The organism is Miniimonas sp. S16, from assembly GCF_057748195.1.
Genome location: NZ_CM173242.1, coordinates 3,616,502 through 3,639,271 on the forward strand (window position 1 = coordinate 3,616,502; position 22,770 = coordinate 3,639,271).

Sequence of the window (22,770 nt, forward strand, 5' to 3'; positions counted from 1 at the left end):
ACCGACGTACCCTCCTGGTTGTGGAGCGCGTGGCGGAGCCGTCGGACGAGGTGCTCGACGCCGTCGACGACATCCGGGCCGGTCGACCGCGGGTCCTGGTCGTCGTCGGTGACGCTGCCGACCACACGCTCGACGCGACGATCGCGACATGCGACGACGCCGACATCGTGCGGGTGCCCTCCCACGCGCGCGAGCGCGCCCTCCCTTACGCGGTGCTGGTCACGCTGCTGCTTCGGCTCGGTCCCCTGCCACGAGGTCCGCTCACCGACCTCGCGACGCAGGGCGTGGGGGAGAGCACCGTCAGCCTCGGCGTGGCGCTCATCGACCACCTCTCCGCCCGGGCCGAGAAGCGCGCGATCCTCCTCGTGGTGCCGCGGCTCGACCTCGTGGACGTCGCCTCGACCGACGTGCTCCTCTTCGCGATGAACCGCCTGGAGAACGCGCGCGTGGGGCTGCTCGCCGGGACGCGCACGCCGCTCCCGGACATCGGCGATGCCGAGGTCTTCCTGCTCGACGGCGAGCCGTCCTTCTCGCCCGACCTCGCCGTCGAGGAGCGGGTGGACGAGGTGCTCGCGCCCGCCGCGCCGCGGCTGACCGCTGCGGCGGACGTCGACGGCGTCGCCGTCGCGGACCGTGATCCGTTCCTCATCGTCGTCCGCGCCGGCGAACGGGCCGCCGCGCAGGGCGCGCGGCTCGCCGCAGCCCAGGTCTGGAGCACCGCGGCGACGCTCGCCCCCGATCCGCCGACGGCGGCCGCGACCTACCTGCGCGCCGCGGCCGCGGCCTGGGACGCGGGGCGACCGGACATCGCGGTCGAGGCTCTGGGCGAGGCCGGACTCGACCTCGCGGATCCCGCGGAACGCGCGGCCGCGGCGATCCTCGAGGGACAGATCCTCACGTGGACCACCTCAGCGGAGGCCGCGCGCACCGCCCTGCTCGCGCGAGCCGAGGACCTCGAGCCGGAGCACGCGGCGACGCTGCTGGTCTCGGCCGCGGCGATCGCGACGATGGCTGCCCACGCCGACGCCGAGGACCTCGCCCGCAGGGCGCTGCGGACGGCGCGGGCGTGCGGCGCGAGCGCGACGACCGTGCTGTCGGCGCAGATCATGCTCACGCACGCCGCGCTGATGCGCTGCGACGGCGCGATCCCACGCGAGGTGACCGCAGCGTTCGAGCTGGGCGACGAGGTCACCGATCAGATCGGCCCGGGCGCGGAGCGCGACGTCCTCGGGATGGGGCAGATGGTCGGCTTCGACCAGATGATCCGGGAGGAGTGGCGCGCGGCCCGGACGACGTTCGGCGGCGTGCTGCGGGCCGCGCGGCAGGCGGGCTACGACGGCGCCGCGCGTTTCGCCGCGGCGATGGACGCGGAGGTCGCCTGGCGGATCGGCCGGTGGCCCGAGGCGCGCGCGGGCGCGCTGTCGGAGGCGGAGTTCGTGGCGGGGGTCGGCCGCCGGGCCGGCACCTGGGGCGACCCGACGTACGCCCGGGTGGAGGCCGCACTCGGGCACGTGGAGCTCGCCGTCGAGCACGCGGGTCGGTCGGCGCGCAGCGCCGACGCGCTGGGGCTGGAGGCTCTTGGGGCGTGGTCGAGGCACGCGCTCGGGCTCGCGGCGCTCGCGGACGGGCGGCCCGAGGACGCGATCGCCCCGCTGGAGTGGGTGGCGCAGGTGGCGTTGTCGTCCGGGCCGCGGCACCCCGGCATCCTCTGGTGGCACGGGGACTTGCTGGAGGCGTACGTGGCGACGGGTCGCGTCGTGGAGGCGACCCGGCTGCAACGCCGACTCGAGGCGCTCGCACGCTCGGGCAACGCGTGGTGCGCCGCGATCTGCGCGCGTGCGGAGGGCCTGCTGCGCGGGGACCGCTCGGCTCTGACCCGTTCGGCGCAGAAGCTGGACGCGCTCGGCGCGCCGTTCGAGGCGGCCCGCAGCCGGCTCGCGCTCGCGGAGCTGGGCGATCGCGGAGCGGCGACTGCCGCGCTCGGCGCGTTCACGAGTCTCGGCGCCGCTCCGTGGGTCGAGCGCGCACGGTTGGCAGGCGGTCTCGCGCCGGTGGCGGAACCGACGACGCTCGCGAACCTCACGCCGGCGGAGCTGCGGGTCGCGCTCGCCGTCGGGCGGGGCAGGACCACGCGTGAGGCGGCGTCGGAGCTGGCGCTCTCGCCGCGAACGGTCGACGCGCACCTGCAGGCGATCTACCGCAAGCTGCAGGTCCGCTCCCGCACGCAGCTGGCGCTGGTGCTGGGTGAGCGCGGGACGGACTGAGGTCGGTCGACCGAGCCGCCGGTGCACCCGACGATGCGTGCCGTGGCGCCCGGGAGCTGAGCTCGTCCGGTGCGTGGTGAGCCCCCTGCTCGGTACCACGTCACCGCACCCCTGCTCAGCGCCCGTGCCCTGAGCCCCCTGCCCAGCGCCCGCGGACGTTGCCTCTTCCCGCGTTCTGCCGTCCCGCGGCGGGCCCCCGACCCCCCGCGATCTTGCAGTCTTACAGCCTTGCAGCTTCTTGCAGTCTCTCGCCTTCCCCCGGTCGCGAGTGACGCCGCCCACCACCCCCCGCTCGCTCGCTGCCCGGGTCACCCCCACCGTGACCCGGGCAGCAGCGAGGGCTACCGTCCCGACCTGCGCCGCTGCGTGGCGGTGCGTGGTGCGGGAACGACGGAGCTGCAACGACCCCCACGTGCAGTCCGACTCGGCATGGTGGGAGGCTAACCGGCCCGCGTGAGCCGCACCATTGGGTGAATTACCTAGAAGTTGCTGAAGCATCCGGCCATCACCTAGGTGATCGAGCGATCAGACGGGCGAGGGCCTGAGTGGGGCAGGTGAACGGCGCGGCGGAGCATTGCCGAGCGTCGTCGTCGGCGCGTCGTCTGCCCACATCGGCGCATCGGCTGCGCCCGCCGGCTGCATCCATCGGTTGCGCCCATCGGCGCGTCACCAGCGCGTCGTCACGCGGCGTACGGCGTGTCGATCGGGGCGCGCGATCTCGCGTTGACAGGTCGATGTCGTACCCGTGTACTAGAACAATCTGCATCGAACAGATGTTCGGTGCGCCCGGGAAGGACCCGGTGCGGCGAGACGAGGTGAGACATGACGGCGCAGCTCGCCACCCGTGCAGAACGGCTGGACCTGGTCAGGCGCGCCCTCGTGCGGGCCGAGACGGCGACGGGGGTCAGACACGTGGACTGGGCGGCGGCCGCCCCACCGTCCGCGTCGCCCGGCGAGTCGGTGGCGAGCGGCGCTCGGTCTCCGGGTGACCAGCGAGCGGCGCGTCGTGAGCCGGACGCGGCGCCGTCGGGGGACAGGACCGTCCCGGCCAGGTTCGACGGTGGGTGGCTCGCGGTTCCCCCGGTCCTGCGTGGCGTCGTCCCGCACGGTGCGGTGCGACGCGGGTCGAGCCTGAGCGTGCTCGGGTCGACCACGCTGTTGCTGCACGTCGTCGCGTCCCTCGCGGAGCACGGCGGGTGGACGGCCGTCGTCGGACATCCCGACCTCGGCCTGGCCGCGGCCCTGGACGCCGGGCTCGACCCGGCCCGCCTGGTCCTGGTCCCCGATCCCGGGCCGTCGGCGCCGGAGGTGATCGGCGCCGTCGTGGACGGCTTCGACGTGGTCGTGGTGGGTCGGGCGGCGCTCGGCGATCGGGACCGGCGCGCCATCGGTCAGCGGGTGCGCCACCGCGGTGCGGTGCTGGTGAGCACGCTCCCGTGGCCGGGCGCGGAGGTCAGCCTCGAGGCGGGGGAGAGCGCGTGGTACGGCCTGGCCACGGGGCGCCTCACCGAGGCGCAGATCGTGGTGCGCGCGACCGGGCGAGCGGGCGGCGCACCACGGTCGGTGGTGCTGCGGGTGCGCGAGCACGACGGCGGAACCCGCCTTCTGCCCGACGTCACCTCGGGTGGCACGGAGGTCGCGGGGAACGGTGCCGGTGCCGGGGTCGTGGCGCTCGTCGCGTCCACGGGATCGGCCGAGCTCGAGAGGATGGCCGGCTGATGGCGTCGTTGCCGGAGCAGAGCACGGCGGCACGTGCCGACGTGGCCCCGCGGCTCGGGGTGCTGTGGGTCCCGGACTGGCCGGTGGTCGCCGTCGCCACCGAGCGCCAGCTCCCGGCGGACCTCCCGGTCGCGGTGCACGACGCGCGAGGCGTCCTCGCGGCGTCCGCCCCCGCCCGCGCCCTCGGGGTGCGTCGCGGGATGCGCCGACGCAGCGCCCAGGAGATCTGCCCCGAGCTGGTGCTGGTGCCGGCGGATCCCGGTCGGGACGTGCGCGCGTTCGAGGAGGTGGTGCAGACGATCGAGGGCCTGGTCGCCGACCTCGAGGTGGTCCGGCCCGGGATGGTGCTGTTCGCCGCGGCCGGTCCGAGCCGCTACCTCGGCGGGGAGTCGGCGCTCGGGGACGCGCTCGTCGGCGCCGTGGCGGACGAGGTGGGGGTCGAGTGCCAGGTCGGGGTCGCCGAGGGCTATCTCACGGCGGTGCTCGCGGCGCGCGACGGCGTCACGGTCGCGCCGGGGACGGCGCGGGAGTTCCTCGCCGGCCGGGACGTACGCGCCCTGCTGCACGCCGCCACCACCCGTGAGGCGAGCGCGGCGTGGACCGACCTCGTGGACCTGCTGCGTCGGCTCGGCCTGATGCGGCTTGGGGACGTGGCCGCGCTGCGGTCCGCCGACGTCGCCGCCCGGTTCGGTGAGCTGGGGGTGCAGGCACACCGGCTCGCCCGCGGGCTGGACGCCCGGCGGCCCGTCGTGCACCGGCCGGACCCCGACATCGCGGTCCGCGCCGACCTCGACCCGCCGGCCGCGCGGATCGACACCGCCGCCTTCGCGGCCCGTCGGCTCGCGGAGGACCTGCAGAGCAGGCTCATGCGGCGCGGCGCGGTGTGTGCGCGCCTGGCGGTGACCGCGCGCGCCACGACCGGGGCGGAGCTGACCCGCACCTGGCGGATCGAGGGTGCCCTCACGGTCAGCGAGCTCACCGACCGCGTGCGGTGGCAGCTCGAGGGGTGGCTCGGGGGCCGCAGCGGCCGGGCACCGAGCGCACCGCTCGCGCGGATCGAGCTGCACGCGCAGGAGGTCAGCGCGGCGGGCATGGCTCAGGACGGGCTGTGGGGGAGGCAAGCGCGCGGGGAGCTCCAGGCGTCGCGGGCGGCCCTGCGCGTGCAGGGGCTGCTCGGTCCGGAACGCGTGCTCGTGCCGGTCCGCGAGGGTGGTCGGGCGCCACGGGATCGCGTGCGCCTGGTGGCGTGGGGGGACGAGACCACGCCACTGCGTCGGCCGGACGCGCCCTGGCCGGGCAGCATCCCCCCGCCGCTGCCGAGCGTGGTCCCGCTGGACCCGCCGCGAGTGCAGCTGCGGGACGCCGTCGGGTCCGACGTCACGGTGGACGCGCGCGGTCGGCTCCTCGGCGTGCCCGCCACGTTGCACGTGACGGCGGGACCGGCGGCTGCCGCATCGCGGGGGCGCGGCGCCGCGGCGCGACCGGGTGCCGGCGGCGCCGCTGGTGCCGGCGGCGCCGCTGGCGCCGGCGGCGCCGCTGGTGCCGGCGGCGTCGCGGCGCGACCTGGTGCGGGTGGTGCGGCAGGCGCGGGTGGCGTGGGCTGGCTCGTCCCCGGGGTCCATCGCGTGCTCACGAGCGCAGGCCCGTGGCAGGTCACCGAGCGGTGGTGGACCGCACGCGGCCGCGCGGGAGCCTGGCTTCAGGTCGAGGTGGCCCGGGTCGGGGAAGGCGTCGTCGACGACGGGGCCGTGCGAGGTGCGGCCGAGCGAGAGGGTGTCGTCCGAGACGGGGTCGTGCGGAGCGGAGCTGCCCGGGGCGGGGTCGTGCTGCTCGCCTTCCACGACGGCGCCTGGTGGGTGGAGGGCGTTCATGACTAGGGGCTTCCCGTCCGCGCGCGTTCCGTATGCCGAGCTGCACAGCCACTCCGCGTTCAGCTTCCTCGACGGTGCCAACCAGCCCGAGGAGCTGGTGGCCGAGGCCGTACGGCTGGAGCTGGACGCCCTCGCTCTCACCGACCACGACGGCCTCTACGGCGTCGTCCGGTTCTCGAAGGCGGCGCGCGCGGCCGAGCTGCCGGTGGTGCTGGGGGCCGAGCTGAGCCTGGCGGAGCGCACGGCCACCACCGGCGTGCCGGACCCGGACGCCACCCATCTCGTGGTCCTCGCCCGCGGGATCGAGGGCTACACACGGCTCTCCCGGGCCATCGCCACCGCGCATCTGGCCACCGGGCGCAAGGGTGAGTGCGACTACGGCCGCGGCGTGGGGCTGGACCCGATGGAGGTGCTCGCCGAGCAGGCGGGGGGTCACTGGCTCGTGCTCACCGGGTGTCGCAAGGGACCCGTCCGCAGGGCGCTCGAGCCGGCCCCGCGACGCTTCGACGTCCCGTCCGCCCGCGCCGAGCTCGATCGACTCACCGCGCTGTTCGGCCGGGACAACGTCGCGGTCGAGGTGACCGACCACGGCCGACCGGACGATCCCGAGCGGTGCGACGTGCTGGTCGACCTCGCACGGGGCGCCGGCCTGCCCGCCGTCGTGACCGGTGCGGTGCATGCCGCGCGGCCCCGCGACGCTGCGCTCGCGGACGTGCTCGCGGCCGTCCGCGCGCGCGCCACCCTCGACGAGATCGACCCCTGGCTGCCCCCGGCCCCGGCGCACCTGCGCTCGGGTGTCGAGATGCTCGCCCGGCATCACCGCCACCACGAGGCGGTGGCCGCGGCCGCCCGGCTCGGCGCGGAGTGCGCCGTCGACCTCGAACTGGTCGCCCCCAACCTGCCACCGCACCCTGTGCCGGAGGGGCACACCGAGGCGAGCTGGCTGCGCGCCCTCACGATGCGGGGCGCCCGGCAGAAGTACGGACCGCCCGGGTCCCCCCGCCACCCCCAGGCGTACCCGACCCTGGAGAAGGAGCTCGAGCTCATCACCCGGCTGGACTTCCCGGGCTACTTCCTCATCGTGGCCGAGATCGTGGACTTCTGCCGCAGCCGCGGGATCCTGTGCCAGGGCCGAGGCAGCGCGGCGAACTCGGCCGTCTGCTACGCGCTCGGCATCACCGCCGTCGACGCCGTGCAGCACCGGCTGCTCTTCGAGCGGTTCCTCTCCGACGGTCGTGCCGGCCCGCCGGACATCGACCTCGACATCGAGTCCGGCAGGCGGGAGGAGGCGATCCAGTTCGTCTACGACCGCTACGGCCGCGAGTACGCGGCGCAGGTGGCCAACGTCATCTCCTACCGACCGCGCTCCGCGGTGCGCGACGCCGCCCGCGCGTTCGGCTACGACATCGGGCAGCGCGACGCCTGGTCCAAGGGCCTGGAGCGGTGGGGGAGCCTGCGCGGCACCGCCCCCAGCAGCCCGTGGTGGCAGGGGGAGTCGCCCGACCGCGCCCCCTCGGACCGTGACGCCGGCCGTGCCGCCGCCGTTCCCGCCCCACGGGAGAAGGGCGTCGACCCGCACGACCCGGCCCCGCCGCGGCACGCCCCCGCCAGCGCGCAGGACATCGGCGAGATCCCCGAGCACGTCATCGACGTCGCCGAGCGGATGCTGCGCCTCCCGCGGCACCTCGGCATCCACTCCGGCGGCATGGTGATGTGCGACCGCCCCGTCATCGAGGTCTGCCCCGTGGAGTGGGCCACCATGCCGGGCCGCACCGTGCTGCAGTGGGACAAGGACGACTGCGCCGACGCCGGGTTGGTGAAGTTCGACCTGCTCGGGCTCGGCATGCTCACCGCGCTCCGCCTCGCGTTCGACCTGGTGACCGAGACGGAGCCGGACCTGGAGCGTCCGCTCGAGCTGCACTCCCTGCCGCAGGAGGACCCCGGCGTCTACGCGCTCCTGCAGACGGCAGACACCGTCGGGGTGTTCCAGGTCGAGTCGCGCGCCCAGATCGCCACCCTGCCGCGGCTGAAGCCCGAGTGCTTCTACGACATCGTCATCGAGGTCGCCCTCATCCGACCCGGCCCGATCCAGGGCAACTCGGTCCACCCCTTCATCCGCCGTAAGAACCACCAGGAACCGGTCACGTACCTGCACCCGCTCCTCGAACCGGCGTTGAGCAAGACCCTCGGCGTGCCGCTCTTCCAGGAGCAGCTCATGCAGATCGCGATCGACGTCGCCTCCTTCAGCGCGTCCGAGGCCGACCAGCTGCGCCGCGCGATGGGGTCGAAGCGGTCGATCGACAAGATGGAGGCGCTCAAGGACCGGCTCATGCAGGGGATGGCGGACAACGGCGTCTCCCGCGACGTCGCCGCTCAGATCTACGACAAGCTGAAGGCGTTCGCCGACTTCGGCTTCCCCGAGTCGCACGCGTTCTCGTTCGCCTACCTCGTCTACGCGTCCACCTATCTCAAGCGCTACCACCCGGAGGCGTTCTACGCCGGGCTGCTCGGCGCCCAGCCGATGGGGTTCTACTCCCCGGCCTCGCTCGTGGCCGATGCGCGGCGGCACGGCATCGTGGTGCGCCGCGCCACGGTGGCCGACTCGCGCGTGCACGCGCACGTCGAGCACATCGGTCGCCCCCCCGACGCTCCCGACGGCGTGCCCGACGGCGAGCGCGGCCTCGTCCCGCGGCCCACCTTCGCGCGGGCCACTTGGCTGGAGGACGCGGGCCGGCTCGCCGAGAGTGACCACGACACCGACACGGTCACGTGGGACGTCCCCGACGACGACCCGGCGGACCACCCGGGTCCCGCAAGCGTCGCAGCCATGCCGGCCGTCCCGGTCGGTGCCGGTTCGCCCGGAACCGACCGCCCGGACCCCACCGGCATCGCAGGCAGCCTCGCCGACCCGGGCGACTCAGCCGAACCGGGCGATGGTGCGCCGCACGACGGCGAGGAAGCCTCCTCGGGCGCCGCTCGCCGTCGGGCCTTCGCCGTGCGGCTGGGGCTCGCCCCGATCCGGGGCATCGGCGTGCGGACGGCCGAGCGGATCGTCACGGCGCGCGAGCACGCGCCGTTCACCGACGCCGCCGACCTCGCCCGTCGTGCCCGACTGAGCGCTGCCCAGCTCGAGGCGCTGGCCACGGCCGGTGCGCTGCGCTGCTTCGGCGGCACCCGTCGTCAGGCGCTCTGGACGGCCGGTGCGCTCGCCGACGAGGGAGGCCGCTCCAGCAGCGTGGCCGGCAGCACCTGGGTCCAGGACGTCCTCGTCGGCACGACGGTCGGCACGCAGGCGCCCCCGCTGCCCGGCATGGGCGCGGCCGAGACGGCCGTCGCCGACGTCTGGGCCAGTGGCGTCTCACCGGACCACCACCCCACGCACTTCAGCCGGCCACGACTGCGTCGCGAGGGGGTGCGCCCGGTCAGCTCGCTCGTCATGGTCCAGGACGGGACACGCGTGGAGGTCGGCGGGGTGGTGACGCACCGTCAGCGCCCCGGCACCGCGCAGGGCGTCACGTTCCTCTCGCTGGAGGACGAGACCGGGATGCTCAACGTGGTCTGCTCGGCGGGTCTGTGGGCGCGGCACCGCCGCACAGCAGTGCGCAGTCGTGGACTGATCGTCCGCGGCGTCGTGGAGCGCACCGACGGGGTGGTGAACCTGCTGGCGGACGGGATGCGTCCGCTCCCGCTCAGCGTCGCGACGTCGTCCCGGGACTTCCAGTGAGGCCGACGGGAACCCGAGGCCCCACCGGTGTGACGCCCGGCGCGGTTGGGAGGGGGTGAACCGCGCGGGGTGTCACACGGGCGGGGTGCGCGGGATGGCTCAGTGCGCCTCCTCCGCCGACCGTGAGCTGCTGAGGCTGAGCGAACCGCCCACCGCGATGATCCCCACGACCACGGCGAGCACGGTGTACACGATCCGCTCACCATGGAAGAAGGACGCCACGAGCTCGCTGCTCCACACCCCGTCGGGCAGGACGGTGGTGACGAGGACCGCGATCAGCGTGCCGACCACAGCCGTGCCCAGGCTCGTGCCGACCTCCTGCGCGGTGTCGTTGAGTGCGGCGCCGAGCGACGTGCGGTTCTCGGGCATCGCATCGACGAGCGCGACGGCGCAGATGGTCATCACCGTGCGCAGCCCGATGGTGAACGTGACCATGAGCGCAGCGATGGCGACGTACCCGTGCTCGACACCCCAGGCGAAGCCCGCGAGCGAGCCCGCGAGCAGCACCGAGCCGACGAGGCAGGCGATCCGATGGCCGAACCTGCGCGCGAGCGCCTCCGAGATCGGGGTCGCGGCGACCATCGTGACGATGAGCGGGAGGTTCGCGAGACCCGCCCGCATCGGGCTCCAGCCGAACGCGTACTGGAAGTGCAGGATCATGCCGAACATCACGCCGGCCATCGCGACGGAGGTGCCGATCTGGGCGATGCTCGCGCCACGCACGATCCCGCTGCGGAAGACGGAGAGGTCGAGCATCGGCTGGGCAGCGGTGCGCTCACGCCAGACGAACCCGCCCAGCGCGAGGACTGCACCCACCCCGAGGGCCCACGTGATCGGCGATCCCCAGCCGTGCTCGACCCCGCTGGTGGCCGTGTAGCAGACGAGGCCGATCGTGGCGATGCTCAGGGCCGAGCCCGCCAGGTCCAGCCGGTCGCTCGTGAGCCCGGCCGGATCGTCGGCAGCGACGCCCCGGCGCACCCCGATCCAGGCGAGCAGGGCGATCGGTGCGTTGGCGAGGAGCAGCCACTGCCAGCTGAGATGAGCGAGAACCGTGCCACCGAGCAGCGGACCCAGCACGAAGCCGCTCATGCCGACCACGATCATCACGGTCATCGCCCGCATCTGCAGCTCCTGGGAGTCGAAGAGCCGGAAGACGAGCGAGTTGGTGATCGGGGCCATCGCGGCGGCGGCGATGCCGAGCGCGGCACGGAGCGCGACGAGCTGACCGGACGTGTGCACGGCGAGCACGAGGAGGCTGAGGGCGCCGAACGCCGCCAGACCCCAGAGCAGGACCGTGCGGCGGCCGATCCGGTCGGCAGCAGACCCAGCCGTGAGCAGGAGCCCGCCGAAGGTGAGCGAGTAGGCGCCGGTGACCCACTGCAACGCCGTCGTGCCGGCACCGAGGTCACGGCCGATCGTCGGTAGCGCGATCGTGAGCAGGGTGTTGTCGACCATCTCGACGAAGAACGCGAGGCACAGGGCAGCCAGGGGCATCCAGGCCGCTCGGAGGGACGAGTAGCTCAGCTGCCGGGACGGGACGAACGACGTGGTGCTGAGGGTGCTGGTCATGACGTCCTCCTATCGAACGGCGTTCGAGTATCGAACGCTGTTCGAGACTCTAGAACGTCGTTCGATAGAGTGCAACCGTGACCGGTGGAGATGTGACGGACCAGACGTCCAAAGCCCTCGCTGCGCGTGCCGCGAGAGTGGGTGCCCCGACCGCACCGGCCGCGACCGCACCGGCCCCGAACGCCGCGGCATCGCGGTCACGAGGCCGGCGCCGCACGAGCCACTCGCTCGACTCCGTGGTGCGCGCGGCCGTCGCCATCCTCGACGAAGAGGGCGAGCCGGCGCTCACGTTCCGCACCCTGGCGAGCCGGCTCGGCGGTGGGGTGGCCAGCATCTACTGGTACGTCTCCAGCAAGGACGAGCTGCTCGGCCGCGCTGCGGACAGCGTGCTGGCCGACATCCTCGAGGACACCGCCGACGTCGGCCGTGGGACGGATCCGCTCGCCGAGACCCGCGCGCTCATGATGGCGTTCTACCGCGCGACGGCGAGCCGACCCTGGCTCGGCGCGTGGTTCATGCGCGACGCCGGGACGCAGCCCAACGGCCTCGTCTTCTACGACCGCGTCGGACGGCAGCTCATGCGGCTCGACCTCACGGTGCGCCAGCGCTTCGATGCGGTCTCTGCGCTCATGGGGTACGCCGTCGGGGTAGCAGCGGATCGCGGTCAGGACCCGCCGCCTGAGGTGCGGGACGGTCGCGTGGACCTGGAGGACTTCGTGTCCCAATTTCGCGCGGAGATGCGGTCGAGCGACGCGGACGACTTCCCCTTCCTCCGCCAGATCGCCGACGAGTTCGCCGCGCACGACGATACCGAGCAGTTCGCCGCGGGACTGGACCTCCTCCTCGCCGGCATCGGTCTCCAGGTCGGCGCGGGTCAGGCGAAGGGAGGCTAGTCGTCGACGGCTGGCCGGGCGACGCTGCGCACCGAGGGCAGCGGCTCCTCCATCGGTGGGTCGACCGTGCGCAGCTGGCTGAACACCGTCCACGTCACCGCGATCACGGGGATCGCCACGATCGCGCCGAGCAGACCGCCGAGGAACGTGCCCGCCGTCACGCCGAGCGCGACGACCACCGGGTGCAGCGACACCTGCTTGCCCATGATGAGCGGCTGCAGGAGGTGACCCTCGATCTGGCCGATGAGTGCGATGCCCACCGTCACGATCAGCGCTGCGATGAAACCGTTGGCCGCGAGTGCGACGACCGCGGCGACGATCATCGCAGCGGGTGCACCGATCAGCGGGATGAACGCCCCGATGAAGACCAGCACCGCGAGCGGGGCCGCGAGCGGCACCCCCACGATCGTGAGCAGAAGATAGGCGAGGATCCCGTCGATGACGGCGATGATCACCGTCCCGCGGGCGTAGCCGGCGAACGTGTACCAGCCCGCGCCTGCCGCGCTGTGCATCGTCATCCGGTTGCGCGACGGCAGCTGGTTGATGAACCAGACCCACATCTTCGGCCCGACGGCGAGGAAGAAGATCGTGGTGAAGGTGCCGAGCGCGAGCACCGTGAAGACCTCGAACACCCCGCCGGCGTTCGCGAAGACCGTGCTGGCGATGTCGCCGGAGTGCTGCAGCAGCCACGTCTGGCCGTCCGAGATCCACCCCGTGATGTCGTCGTTGGTGATCTTCCAGGGCAGCGGACCGTTCTGCAGCCAGTCGACGATCTGGTTGATGCCGTTGTTGAACTGCCGCGCGAGCGAGGAGGCCTGCATCGAGACGGAGTAGACGACGTACGTGAGCAGGCCGAGGAAGAACAGGATCGAGAACACCAGCGAGAGGGCGGTCGCGAGCGCCCGGGGCATGAAGCGTGCGAGGAACGTGACCGCCGGTTCGAGCACCGACGTGATCACCAGGGCGAGGAACACCGCGACGAGGACGAGCTTGACCTGAAGGACGGCGAAGACCGTGATCGCGACCGCCGCGACCACCACGAGGAAACGCCACGAGTAGCCACCGGCCTTCACGAGCCACAGCGGCGTCCCGTCACCGAGACTGGCGGCGGACACCACCTGGTCGTGGCCTCCCCGACGCGACGCGCGACCGGGCCGCATGGTCTGGGAGCCCTGCTCGGTGACCCAGCGCGATCGCTGTCCGCTGCGCGCGGCTCCTCGGCTGGACGCGGAACCCGACGACGCCGTGTCCACCGCCGCATCGACGACGTCGGACTCGTCTCGGTCGTGCTGCGTTACTCCCTGTCGGGCGAATGCCCGGCGGACCCCTGCGGAGTTGAGCCTCATGGTGTCTGAACCTACGCCCCGTCCGGGGGAACGGCTCCGAACGCGCCGCGACCAGCTACGCCCGCGCACTGCTGCGGGGTCTGGCCAGGCGCTCAGCCGTGCGGCTACGCGCGCGACGGGTCGAGCAGCGCGACGGTCGAGCGCCACGCCCGGGCCTCCGCCCACTGCCGCGGGAGCTCGAGCTCCTCGCGCTGATCGGCGGGCGTGGTCGCCGCGAGCCACAGGTTGGACTCCACGCGCCGGGCGAACGACCACGCCGCCACGCGCCACGCCTCGACCTCGAGCAGGGGCGCGACGGCGGAGCAGCGGCGGGCGAGCTCCGCCGGCACGTCGCGGGCCGCGAACGGGTCGCCGACCTGCTCGAGCAGAGGCCACGGGTCGAACGCCGGGTCGCCCACCACCGGTTTGGGGTCGATCGCCACCCAGCGCGTGCGGTGCTCGTCCTCGGCGGCGAGCACGTTGCCCGGGTTGAAGTCGCCGTGCAGCAGGGCACGGCGAGTCGTCGTCGCCGGCAGCTCGGCAAGCAGCGTGACCGTGTCCGCCACGAGGTCGCGGTCGGCGCCGGCCCACGGCATCGCCTCGGCTCTCTGCGCCACGAGCTGCGCCCACGCGCGGGTCGTGGCGCCGAGGTCCTCGAAGGCGTGCCGCTCCGGCAGCGGCACGGCGTGCAGCTCGGCGAGGGTGCGGGCTCCGGTGCGCAGCGCCTGCTCGGTTGGCCAGAGCGACGCCGCAAGCGGGGTGCCCGGGATGACCGCCTCCATGAGCAGCGCCCAGTCGTCGGGCTCGACGTCGACGAGCCGGGGCGCACCGTGCCCGTGCCAGTGCATGAGGCCGTCGGCCTCGCGGGCGGCCTCGGGGTGCGGGTACGTGATCTTGAGGACCCAGCGCCAGGTCCGGCCACCACGCGGGCGCGCCAGAGCGGTCCAGCTTGCGCTGCCCGCCGAGAACGGCGGGGCCAGCTCGAGGTCCCACCGCTCGACGGCGCGGGCGAGGAGGTGAGGAACGCGCGCGAGCCAGGCTGCGCCCTCGGGCGTCGCGACCAGGCGCGCCAGGCCGTCGGGGAGGCTCGCGGGCAGGCCGGGGGATCCGGTCACGCGCCCCCCACGTAGTCCGCACGCCGCCACAGCTCGTACAGCGCGACCGTGGCGGCGTTCGCGAGGTTGAGCGAGCGCAGCCCCGGGCGCATCGGGATCCGGACCCGCGCGGTGACCCGGGGGTCCTCGAGCACGTGGTCGGGCAGTCCGGTCGGTTCGGGGCCGAAGAGCAGGACGTCGCCCAGCGCGAGGTCGGCGTCGGCCAGGGTGACGTCCGTGTTCGCGGTGAAGGCCCACACGCTCGGCGTCGAGGCGCCTGTGCCCGTGCCCGTGCCCCCGCCCGTGCCCGCGCGTCCGCCCACCGCTGACTCGGCGTCGGCCCCGCCGGCCACTCCGTCGGCCCCGTCGGCCACCCCGACCCCGCACGCCGCGAGCGCGTCGTCGAGGTCGGGGTGCAGCTCGACGTGCGCGAGGTCGTGGTAGTCCAGCCCGGCGCGCCGCAGCTTCGCCTCGGACATGTCGAACCCGAGCGGCTCGACGAGGTGCAGCACCGCGCCGGTCAGTGCGGCGAGCCGGATCGCGGCGCCGGAGTTGCTGGGGATGCACGGCTCGTAGAAGACGACGTGCGCGATCGGACGGCGGGTGCGCTCGGGAGCGGCGTGCGGCTGGGACATCGGTTCGATCGTAGGACCGGGCGATTGCCGGTCAGCGCTCGGGCCAGCGCCAGGGCGGCTGCTCGAGCGTCCCGAGGCCCGCGACCCGGGTCTCTCCGCCCTCCTTGACGAGCTCGACGCCTTCGGCGCCGTGTCGCGCGAGGGCGTCCGAGAGCGCCGAGGCGTGCGTGACGACGAGGATCTGTGTCTCCTGAGCGGCGTCGGCGATGAGGGCAGCCAGGGGCGCGAGCAGCGTCGGGTGCAGGCTGCCCTCGGGCTCGTTGAGGACGAGCAGCTCCGGGGGTCGGGGCGAGAGCAGGGCGGCCGCGAGCATGAGGAAGCGCAGCGTGCCCTCCGACAGCTCCGGAGCCCGCACGGGCCGCAGCAGGCCGGGCTGGCGCAGAACCAGCTCGAGGTGCCCGGTGCCCGCGCCCTCGTGCCCGACACGCACGTCGCCGTGCCCGAGCCGCACGTCGCGCACCTCGATGCTCGACCCGTCGAGCGCGCGGGCCACGGCCGCCGCCAGCACGTCCGCGCGGCCGATCTCCTCGATGGTGGCGAGCGTCGCGGCGAGGTTCGCGCCGTCGTCGGCGAGCACCGTCGAGCGCACGGCGACCTGCGGGCGGCGGGCGGGTGCGCCGTCGTCCACGCGCAGCTGGTCGTGGAACCGCCAGCGCCCCAGCATCCGGCGCACCCCGACCACCTCCGGGCTCGTACGCGCGTCGGCGAGCTCGGTGAGGATCGACGCGCTCGCCGCGACCGGGTCCGGCACGGGCTCCCAACCGCCGTCGCCGCGCTGCCGCACGCGCGCCCCTCGGCGCTCCACGAGCACGCTCGCGGGCCGCGCGAAGGAGCCGGCAAACACCACCTCGGCCTTCACTGAGGGATCGTGCGGGAACCGCCCGGCCTCGCTCGGCGTCGGGAGCCCGAGGTCGACGGCGTAGCCCAGCTCGTCGGTGCCCACACCCAGCAGCAGGCGCACGGGACCGGACCGCACGGTGCCCTGCACGGGGACCTCCCCGCGGCGCATGGCGCCGCGGGGGTTCTCCGGCCCGGCCCAGCGCAGCGCCTCGAGGCCGCCGGACCGGGCGACGTCGCGGACGAGGTCGCCCTCGGCGGCCGACGCCAGCAGGCGCAGCGCACGGTAGAGGCTGGACTTGCCCGCGCCGTTCGCGCCCGTGACGACCGTGAGCGGCGCGAGCGGCAGCACGACGTCACGCAGGGAGCGGTAGCCGGCGACGGCGACGGTCGTCAGCACGGCGGCACCTCCACGCTGGGCACGGGCGGGAACGGATGGGGACGGGCGGCGGACGGGGAGCCGACGCGCGTCACGAGCTGAAGATGACGGTCCCGTACTTGAGCAGGATCGCGATGATGATGCCCGCGATGAGCACGGTGGGGATCACGAGGTCCAGGCCGATCCGGACGAGCCGGTCCGCGGCCGCCTGTGCGCGTGCACCGAGGAACAGGTTCTTCTCCACCACGTTGATGTGCAGCATCGTGAAGAACGTGACCGTGGTGAACACGGTGATGAGCAGGCACCACGGGCACAGCGCGCCGATGTAGACGTAGGACTGGTAGAAGAGCCAGTACGCGAAGATCAGGCCGAGGGTGTAGCCGATCTGGGCCGCGAACATGAACCAGCGCGGGAAGCGCACCCCGGAGAAGCCCGCGACGGCGATGGTCAGCACCACCGGCTCGGTCGCCAGCCCGATGAACGCGTTCGGGAACCCGAAGAACTGCGCCTGCCACGACTGGGCGACGGTTCCGCAGCTGATCGCCGCGTTGATGTCGCAGCCCAGCACCGCGTCCGGGTTCAGCGCGAGGTGGTACGCCTCGACCGACAGGACCGCCGAGGCGATGATGCAGGCGATCGCCGAGAGGCCCATGAGCGCGAACAGGAAGCTGTGGGAGTGCCGCCACCCGACGAAGCGTCCGGCGCCGTCGGCCACGGTCAGGTCGTCGTCGAGCTCGTCGTCGTACGCGTCGTCGAGGTCGTCGTCACCGTCGGCGACCTCGTGCGGGTCGAGCGTCCCCTCGGAGCCGAGGGCGTCGTCGGGCTGAGCGGGCGGCGCGGTGGAGGTCACGATCCAAGAATGCCTCACGGAGGCTGGGAGAACCCTGGGTCCATCGGTCCCTGACGGGACGTCGGTGGACGGTCGCGAGGCTTGGGCCGGTGCACCCGCCCAGGTGCCCGGCAGTTGCGAGCAGCCGCAAGGTGCGAGGATCACGCGCATGAGCACTCCGAGCACTCCGAGCAGCCCCGGCGCAGCGAGCGCGCCCGCCGACGACATCGCCTCGATCCCCACGCCCGACGGCGAGCTCCCCGTCCGGCTGTACCTCCCGTCGTCGGGCACGGGACCGGGCCTGGTGCTCGTGCAGGAGATCTTCGGGGTCTCCCGCTACGTCGAGGCGCGCGCCGCCGACCTCGCGGCCCTCGGCTACGTCGTGGCCGTGCCCGAGCTCTACTGGCGGATCGGGCTCGCGGCGACACCGGAGGACGGCGACATCCAGGACGTCCTCGGCGCCGGCATGTCCGCCGCCGAACGGCTCGGCCTCGAGCACGCCGTCGCCGACACCGACCGCACGCTCGCCTGGCTGCCCACGCACCCCGCGGTCACCGGGCCCGTCGGGCTGATCGGGTTCTGCTTCGGCGGGGGAGTCGCGTTCGCCGTCGCCGCGGCGCGGGCCGCCGACCCCGACGCGGCAGACCCGGCCGTGCTCGTGTCGTACTACGGCTCGTCGATCCCGGCGCAGGCCGAGGCCGACGCCGAGCGCGCCGGCGCCGTCACCGTGCCGAGCCTGCACCACTGGGGCGAGGTCGACGCCTTCATCCCGGGCGAGGCGCAGGAGGCGACGCGCGCGGTGCTCGACGGCGAGCACCCCCTCGAGTGGTTCACCTACCCGGGCGCGAACCACGCCTTCGACAACCCCCACCCGGCCTTCCACCACGCCGACGCGTCGGCGCTGGCCTGGGAGCGCACGAAGGCGTTCCTCGCCGCGCACCTGCCGGTCGCCTGACCGCGTCGCCGGGTCAGGGAACGCTCGTGGCGACCGTCCTTCTCGTCCGGCACGGCCGGACCACCGCCAACGCCTCCGGGCTGCTCGCCGGGCGCACCCCGGGCGTCGAGCTCGACGAGTCCGGGCGCACGCAGGCCGGCGACGCCGGCCGGCGGATCGCGGCGCTGCCGCTGGCCGACGTCGTGAGCAGCCCGCTCGAACGGTGCCGACAGACCGCCACGGCGATCCTCGCCCAGCAGCCGGCCGACGGCGCGGGCGAGGTGGTCGTGGAGGACGACCTCACGGAGTGCGACTACGGCCAGTGGCAGGGCCGGGCGCTCGCGGAGCTCGCGAAGGAGCCGCTCTGGGAGGTCGTGCAGAACCAGCCGTCGGCGGCGGCGTTCCCCGGTGGTGAGTCGATGGCGCGGATGCAGGCGCGCGGCGTCGCGGCCGTCCGGTCGCACGACGCGCGCGTCGTGAGCGCCGCCGGACCGCAGGCCGTCTGGGTGGCGGTGAGCCACGGCGACGTGATCAAGGCGGTGCTCGCCGACGCGCTCGGGATGCACCTCGACGTCTTCCAACGGCTCGACGTCGCCCCGGCCTCGATCTCGATCGTGCGTTACGGCGGCCCGCGGCCCCACGTGCTCGGCGTCAACACGCTGGCCGGCGACCTGTCCTGGCTCGGCGCGGGCGCACCCGAGGCGCCGCAGGTCGGCGGCGGGGCGGGGCCGGCCGGCCGAGCCACGACCTAGCAGCACGACCTAGCATGGACACATGGCCGCTCTCGTGCACGGATTCGACTGGCCGGACCGCTTCGTCACCGGAACCGTCGGCGAACCGGGCGCCCGCACCTTCTACCTGCAGGCCGAGGAGGGCAGGCGGGTCGTGAGCGTGGCGCTGGAGAAGCAGCAGTCGGCGGCGCTCGCCGACGGCGTCGACGCCGTCCTGGACCAGCTCATGGCGGACGGGAACCCGTACGGCATCCCCGCCCAGGCGCCGGCCGGGCTCGCGGACGACGGCCCGCTCACCGAACCGGTCGAGGAGCTGTTCCGGGTCGGCGACATGCGCCTGTCGTGGGACGCCTCGACCCACCAGATCGTCGTCCAGGCGATGCGGCTGCGTACGGACGAGGAGGAGGCGACGCTCGCCGAGGCGGGTGAGCTCGCGGCACTCGCGGGCCTCGCAGGCGAGGAGCCGGTCGAGGAGATGTTCGTGGTCCGCATCCCAGTCGGTGCGGCGCGGGCGTTCGCCGCGCGCACGCGGTCGGTGATCGCACAGGGCAGGCCGCTGTGCCCGATCTGCGAGGAGCCGATGGACCCGGCTGGCCACATCTGCCCGGTCCCCGACGAGCTCGAGTGAGTGACGCCGGACCGCCGACCGGTGAGGTGGAGCTGGTCGGTCGGATCGTCTCGGCGTCGAACGCGACGTTCCTGGCCCGGCTGGACGGCGTCGACGTCGTCTACAAGCCCACGGCGGGGGAGCGGCGACTGTGGGACTTCCCCGACGCGACCCTCGCGCTGCGCGAGGTCGCCACGTACGAGGTCTCCGAGGCCCTCGGCTGGAACGTCGTGCCGCCCACGTGGCTGGGCGAGGGTCCGTACGGGCCGGGGATGCTGCAGCGATGGTGCGAGCCCGACGGCGTGGTGACGCCGGCCGTCCGCGTCGTTCCCTCTGGCGCGCCGCTCGAGCCGGGCTGGCGCCACGTGCTGGACGGGCTCGACGAGGAGGACCGCGAGGTCTCTCTGCTGCACGAGGACTCGGCGCCGCTGCGGCGGATGGCGGTGCTCGACGTCGTGACGAACAACGCCGACCGCAAGGGCGCGCACGTGCTCGAGCAGGCCGACGGGCACCGGTTCGGCGTCGACCACGGGCTCACGTTCAACGTCGAGCCACGCCTGCGCACGATCCTGTGGGGCTGGGTCGGGGAGTCGCTGCACGACGAGGAGGTCGATGGCGTGCGGCGGCTTCTCGCCGACCTCGACGGCGCGCTCGGCGCGCGGCTGGCGCAGCTGCTCGAGCCCGAGGAGGTCGAGGCGTTCGCCGCGCGCTGCGAGCGGCTGGTGCGCGAGCGGCGGTTCCCGGCGCCCGAGGGTGACATGCCGGCCATCCCGTGGCCGCCGGTGTGAGAGCGGGTCTGCCGTCGAGCGGGCCGTCGACGATGACGCCGTCGGCAGCGGAGCCACGACGCGGGATGCGCCGTCTCGGTGGGTCGGGAGGGTGGGGTCGAGGCTTCGGTGGGCGTTCGCACTGTCGGTCGAGCGGGCCGGCTCGTACCGTAGGCAGTCAAGCCCGGCTCGTCGACCGTGGAGGACCGATGACCGACTCCCGGCCCAGCTCGGCGATCCAGGCGATCGTTCTTCTCGCGGAGCCGCCTGCCGACATGGGAGTCGTGCTCTCGGCGATCCAGCCCGGCATGGGGGACCCGCTGGCCGGCACTCCTCTGCTCCCGGCCTTCGGGCTGACGGTCAACGGGGCGGACCTGCGGATCGGCGCGTTCGGTGGCGCCGTGACCAACGACCGGCTCCTCGCCGACCTCTCGGTCAGTCCGATGCGCGAGCATCTCGATCCGCACGTCGCCGCCCATCGGGGCGCCGTGACCCTCGAGATCGCACCACCGACGTCCGGGTTCTTCGGGCCGATGGTCACGTGGGCCAACGTGCTGGCGTACCTCGTGGACAACCTGGGGGCGAAGGTGGTGTGGCTGCCGCAGCAGCGGACCGTCACCACCGACGTCCTGTTCATCGGAGAGATGGAGCGGGACCCCGCGCTCGTGCTCGCCGGCGTGCACGCGATGTGGCTCGACCAGGCCGCGGGCACCTCGCTCGCCTTCAGCGCGGGGCTGCACGGGCTGGGCAGTCCCGAGGTGCAGATTCGGCGGTCGGGCGAGCCGGCGCTGCTGTACCGGCACCTGCGCCTCGCGCTCGCCGACTGCCTCCGCGCTGACCGACTGCTCGCCGTCGGGGACGTGCTCGACGTCGGTGGCGTCCACCACGAGGCCGTCGACGGCGTGAGCCTCACCTCCGGCTTGCCGGTTCTCGAGCTGGTGCCTGCCGCCGCACCCGCGCCGCGCGCGGAGCCCGCGCAGGCCGCGGCGCCCGCGGAGCCCGAGAAGAAGCGACGCCGCTGGCCGTTCGGCTGAGCCCGGATCCGCCGGTGTCGTTTCGTGGGGGTCGTTGATCGGGGCTTGATCGTCGTCGGGAGTGTGGGGCGTGTGGGGTTCGCCGGTGTGCCCGGCGTTTCCACTGCGGGTCGTTCCTCGGGGCCGTTTCGGTCGGGGTGGTCAGGGTGAGGCTGCTCGTGGTGGTCGGCAGGTCGCCTCGAACACGGTGGTGAACGCGGGCGCCCAGGGCCAGGCCGCGGGTAGGTGCAGGTGGAGGCGGCGGGCGGTGCTGGCCACGCGGGCTGCGATGTGGATCAGGCGGCGGCGGATGGTCGCTGTCGTTGCCCTGGCCATGGTGGTGCCGGCGATCGCTGCCGTGGCGCGGGTGAGGTTGAACGCGATGGTGGCCAGGGTGGTCCAGGCGGCGTTCGCGGTGAACGTCCCCGAGGGCAGGTGGGCCAGCGGCCCGGCCTTCAGGTCGGCGATGACCTGCTCGACGATGGCGTGGTCGCGGTGGTGGGCCTCGGCGTCCAGCATCGGTTCGGGTGAGTCGGTGAAGATCGCGTGGTAGCGGTAGGTCTGGAACAGCTCGCCCTGCCCGGCGCTCGTTCTCGGGTTGAGGCGTTTGACGCGGCGCACGATGAGTCGGGCGGTGACGTGCTCGGCGGCGGGCCGAGAGGTGAACGCGGTGAACGCGACCTCGGCGATGCTCGCGTCGCAGACCCACCCACCGGCCTGTTCGTCGAAGACCGCGTTCGGGTACCTGATCGCCGTCCACGCGTGCTCGGCGATGCTCGCGATGGCCTTGGTGATCTGGGGGTTGACCCGGGCGGTGATCGAGAACCGGGCGCCTGCCGCGCGGGCCGCGGCCACCACCGCACGTTGGTAGTACGCGGAGTCCGCCCGGACGGTGAGCAGCCCGACGGCGCCGCAGCGGCGGGCGGTGGCGACCGCGTCGCCGATGAGTTTGGGTGCCCCGTGCGCGGAGGCGACGTTGCCCTTGCGCAACCGGACACCCGCGATCAGCGGCGCGTCCATCGGGGTGGACAGCACCGCGAGCTGGGCGTTGAGCCCTTTGACCCCCGAGTACCCGTAGGCCACTCCCTGCTGCTGGTAGCCGTGCATCGCCTTGATCGTGTCGTCCACGTCGATCCAGGCGACCTGACCGACCCCGGCCAGCACCGGGGTCCTCGCGGCGAGCGCAGCCAGCAGGCGGGAGGCGACCGCGTCGAGCTGACGCACGTGACCGAAGGTGTAGGCCCGAAGGTGCGTTCCCAGCGTTGTCGGCGCGGGCGCCGCGGCCAGCAGCCGGCCCATCCCGCCGTGGCGCAGCACGGCCAAGTCCTCGAAGCTGTCCGCACCGGCAACCATCCCCGCGACCACGGCAGCGACCTTGCCCGGGCCGTTCGCGCCGGCCGACCCCGGCACCCGCACGTGCTCGGCGACCAGCGCGCCGAGACCGGCCCGATCGGCCAGCGCCATCACCGGCACCAAACCAGCGGCCGACACCAGGTTCGGATCATCGAAGACCGCGGACTTCACGTGGCAGACTCTCACTTACCGGATGCCCTTCTCCAGGCACGAACAGGACCGTCGA

Annotated in this window: 17 protein-coding genes; 10 read left to right on the forward strand and 7 right to left on the reverse strand. The window is 73.9% G+C overall.

All coding sequences use genetic code 11. The features are described 5' to 3' along the window. Positions 1–20: 20 nt before the first annotated feature. From AC3AQ1_RS15920 to dnaE, 4 genes are all read left to right on the forward strand, one after another. Positions 21–2,264: a helix-turn-helix transcriptional regulator gene (locus tag AC3AQ1_RS15920; protein WP_108719786.1), complete on the forward strand. Its 2,244-nt coding sequence runs from the start codon at positions 21–23 to the stop codon at positions 2,262–2,264. 822 nt (positions 2,265–3,086) lie between these two features. Continuing rightward, entirely contained in the window at positions 3,087–3,983 is an 897-nt protein-coding gene (locus AC3AQ1_RS15925) for a hypothetical protein (protein ID WP_108719787.1), read from the forward strand. Beyond that, on the forward strand, positions 3,983–5,860 hold the full coding sequence (locus AC3AQ1_RS15930; RefSeq protein WP_108719788.1) for a DNA polymerase Y family protein: 1,878 nt from the start codon (positions 3,983–3,985) through the stop codon (positions 5,858–5,860). Before AC3AQ1_RS15925 ends, AC3AQ1_RS15930 begins: the two co-directional genes overlap by 1 nt. Then, positions 5,853–9,578, forward strand: coding sequence for a DNA polymerase III subunit alpha (gene dnaE, locus AC3AQ1_RS15935; protein WP_234417578.1), 3,726 nt, complete (start codon positions 5,853–5,855; stop codon positions 9,576–9,578). The genes AC3AQ1_RS15930 and dnaE overlap by 8 nt, the downstream gene beginning before the upstream one ends. A gap of 99 nt (positions 9,579–9,677) precedes the next feature. On the opposite strand, the gene AC3AQ1_RS15940 is transcribed toward dnaE, so the two are convergent. Next, complete coding sequence (locus tag AC3AQ1_RS15940; protein WP_108719789.1) at positions 9,678–11,147, reverse strand: MFS transporter; 1,470 nt, start codon at positions 11,145–11,147, stop codon at positions 9,678–9,680. A gap of 236 nt (positions 11,148–11,383) precedes the next feature. Between AC3AQ1_RS15940 and AC3AQ1_RS15945 the strand changes: the two genes are divergently transcribed. Next, the gene (locus AC3AQ1_RS15945) at positions 11,384–12,040 is read left to right on the forward strand and encodes a TetR/AcrR family transcriptional regulator (RefSeq protein ID WP_246071863.1); all 657 of its coding nucleotides are present in this window, start codon (positions 11,384–11,386) and stop codon (positions 12,038–12,040) included. On the opposite strand, the gene AC3AQ1_RS15950 is transcribed toward AC3AQ1_RS15945, so the two are convergent. The 5 genes from AC3AQ1_RS15950 to AC3AQ1_RS15970 all read right to left on the reverse strand — a co-directional run bounded on the left by AC3AQ1_RS15950 (position 12,037) and on the right by AC3AQ1_RS15970 (position 17,160). Next, positions 12,037–13,155: an AI-2E family transporter gene (locus tag AC3AQ1_RS15950; RefSeq protein ID WP_234417580.1), complete on the reverse strand. Its 1,119-nt coding sequence runs from the start codon at positions 13,153–13,155 to the stop codon at positions 12,037–12,039. The two genes, AC3AQ1_RS15945 and AC3AQ1_RS15950, sit on opposite strands and share 4 nt — an antisense overlap. Positions 13,156–13,490: 335 nt before the next feature. Beyond that, positions 13,491–14,480 (reverse strand): aminoglycoside phosphotransferase family protein, encoded by a 990-nt coding sequence (locus tag AC3AQ1_RS15955; protein WP_159096600.1) that lies wholly within the window; start codon positions 14,478–14,480, stop codon positions 13,491–13,493. Beyond that, positions 14,477–15,094 (reverse strand): tRNA (cytidine(34)-2'-O)-methyltransferase, encoded by a 618-nt coding sequence (locus tag AC3AQ1_RS15960; RefSeq protein ID WP_234417581.1) that lies wholly within the window; start codon positions 15,092–15,094, stop codon positions 14,477–14,479. Before AC3AQ1_RS15960 ends, AC3AQ1_RS15955 begins: the two co-directional genes overlap by 4 nt. 31 nt (positions 15,095–15,125) lie before the next feature. Beyond that, positions 15,126–16,331 carry an AAA family ATPase gene (locus AC3AQ1_RS15965; RefSeq protein ID WP_108719792.1) on the reverse strand — a complete coding sequence of 402 codons (1,206 nt, stop codon included), beginning with the start codon at positions 16,329–16,331 and terminating at the stop codon, positions 15,126–15,128. A gap of 70 nt (positions 16,332–16,401) precedes the next feature. Beyond that, on the reverse strand, positions 16,402–17,160 hold the full coding sequence (locus tag AC3AQ1_RS15970; protein WP_234417583.1) for a vitamin K epoxide reductase family protein: 759 nt from the start codon (positions 17,158–17,160) through the stop codon (positions 16,402–16,404). Between the two features lie 148 nt (positions 17,161–17,308). Between AC3AQ1_RS15970 and AC3AQ1_RS15975 the strand changes: the two genes are divergently transcribed. The 5 genes from AC3AQ1_RS15975 (at position 17,309) to AC3AQ1_RS15995 (ending at position 21,212) form a co-directional block, all read left to right on the forward strand. After that, positions 17,309–18,094 (forward strand): dienelactone hydrolase family protein, encoded by a 786-nt coding sequence (locus tag AC3AQ1_RS15975; RefSeq protein WP_108719793.1) that lies wholly within the window; start codon positions 17,309–17,311, stop codon positions 18,092–18,094. A 26-nt stretch (positions 18,095–18,120) separates the two neighbouring features. Further along, a complete protein-coding gene (locus tag AC3AQ1_RS15980) occupies positions 18,121–18,825 on the forward strand; it encodes a histidine phosphatase family protein (protein ID WP_108719794.1) in 705 nt (234 codons plus the stop codon). 22 nt (positions 18,826–18,847) lie between these two features. Continuing rightward, the gene (locus AC3AQ1_RS15985) at positions 18,848–19,432 is read left to right on the forward strand and encodes a DUF3090 domain-containing protein (RefSeq protein WP_108719795.1); all 585 of its coding nucleotides are present in this window, start codon (positions 18,848–18,850) and stop codon (positions 19,430–19,432) included. Continuing rightward, a complete protein-coding gene (locus AC3AQ1_RS15990) occupies positions 19,429–20,199 on the forward strand; it encodes an SCO1664 family protein (protein ID WP_108719796.1) in 771 nt (256 codons plus the stop codon). Before AC3AQ1_RS15985 ends, AC3AQ1_RS15990 begins: the two co-directional genes overlap by 4 nt. Before the next feature lie 188 nt (positions 20,200–20,387). Continuing rightward, positions 20,388–21,212: a hypothetical protein gene (locus tag AC3AQ1_RS15995; RefSeq protein WP_108719797.1), complete on the forward strand. Its 825-nt coding sequence runs from the start codon at positions 20,388–20,390 to the stop codon at positions 21,210–21,212. A 141-nt stretch (positions 21,213–21,353) separates the two neighbouring features. Here AC3AQ1_RS15995 and AC3AQ1_RS16000 read toward each other — a convergent pair whose 3' ends face one another. After that, positions 21,354–22,730, reverse strand: coding sequence for an IS1380 family transposase (locus AC3AQ1_RS16000; protein ID WP_108719798.1), 1,377 nt, complete (start codon positions 22,728–22,730; stop codon positions 21,354–21,356). Between the last annotated feature and the right edge of the window lie 40 nt (positions 22,731–22,770).

Bases quoted from the DNA above. Each gene is read 5' to 3' on its own strand.
- AC3AQ1_RS15925 (WP_108719787.1), top strand. From the start codon at position 3,087: ATGACGGCGCAGCTCGCCACCCGTGCAGAACGGCTGGACCTGGTCAGG.
- AC3AQ1_RS15930 (WP_108719788.1), top strand. From the start codon at position 3,983: ATGGCGTCGTTGCCGGAGCAGAGCACGGCGGCACGTGCCGACGTGGCC.
- dnaE (WP_234417578.1), top strand. From the start codon at position 5,853: ATGACTAGGGGCTTCCCGTCCGCGCGCGTTCCGTATGCCGAGCTGCAC.
- AC3AQ1_RS15940 (WP_108719789.1), bottom strand. From the start codon at position 11,147: ATGACCAGCACCCTCAGCACCACGTCGTTCGTCCCGTCCCGGCAGCTG.
- AC3AQ1_RS15960 (WP_234417581.1), bottom strand. From the start codon at position 15,094: ATGTCCCAGCCGCACGCCGCTCCCGAGCGCACCCGCCGTCCGATCGCG.
- AC3AQ1_RS15975 (WP_108719793.1), top strand. From the start codon at position 17,309: ATGAGCACTCCGAGCACTCCGAGCAGCCCCGGCGCAGCGAGCGCGCCC.
- AC3AQ1_RS15985 (WP_108719795.1), top strand. From the start codon at position 18,848: ATGGCCGCTCTCGTGCACGGATTCGACTGGCCGGACCGCTTCGTCACC.
- AC3AQ1_RS15995 (WP_108719797.1), top strand. From the start codon at position 20,388: ATGACCGACTCCCGGCCCAGCTCGGCGATCCAGGCGATCGTTCTTCTC.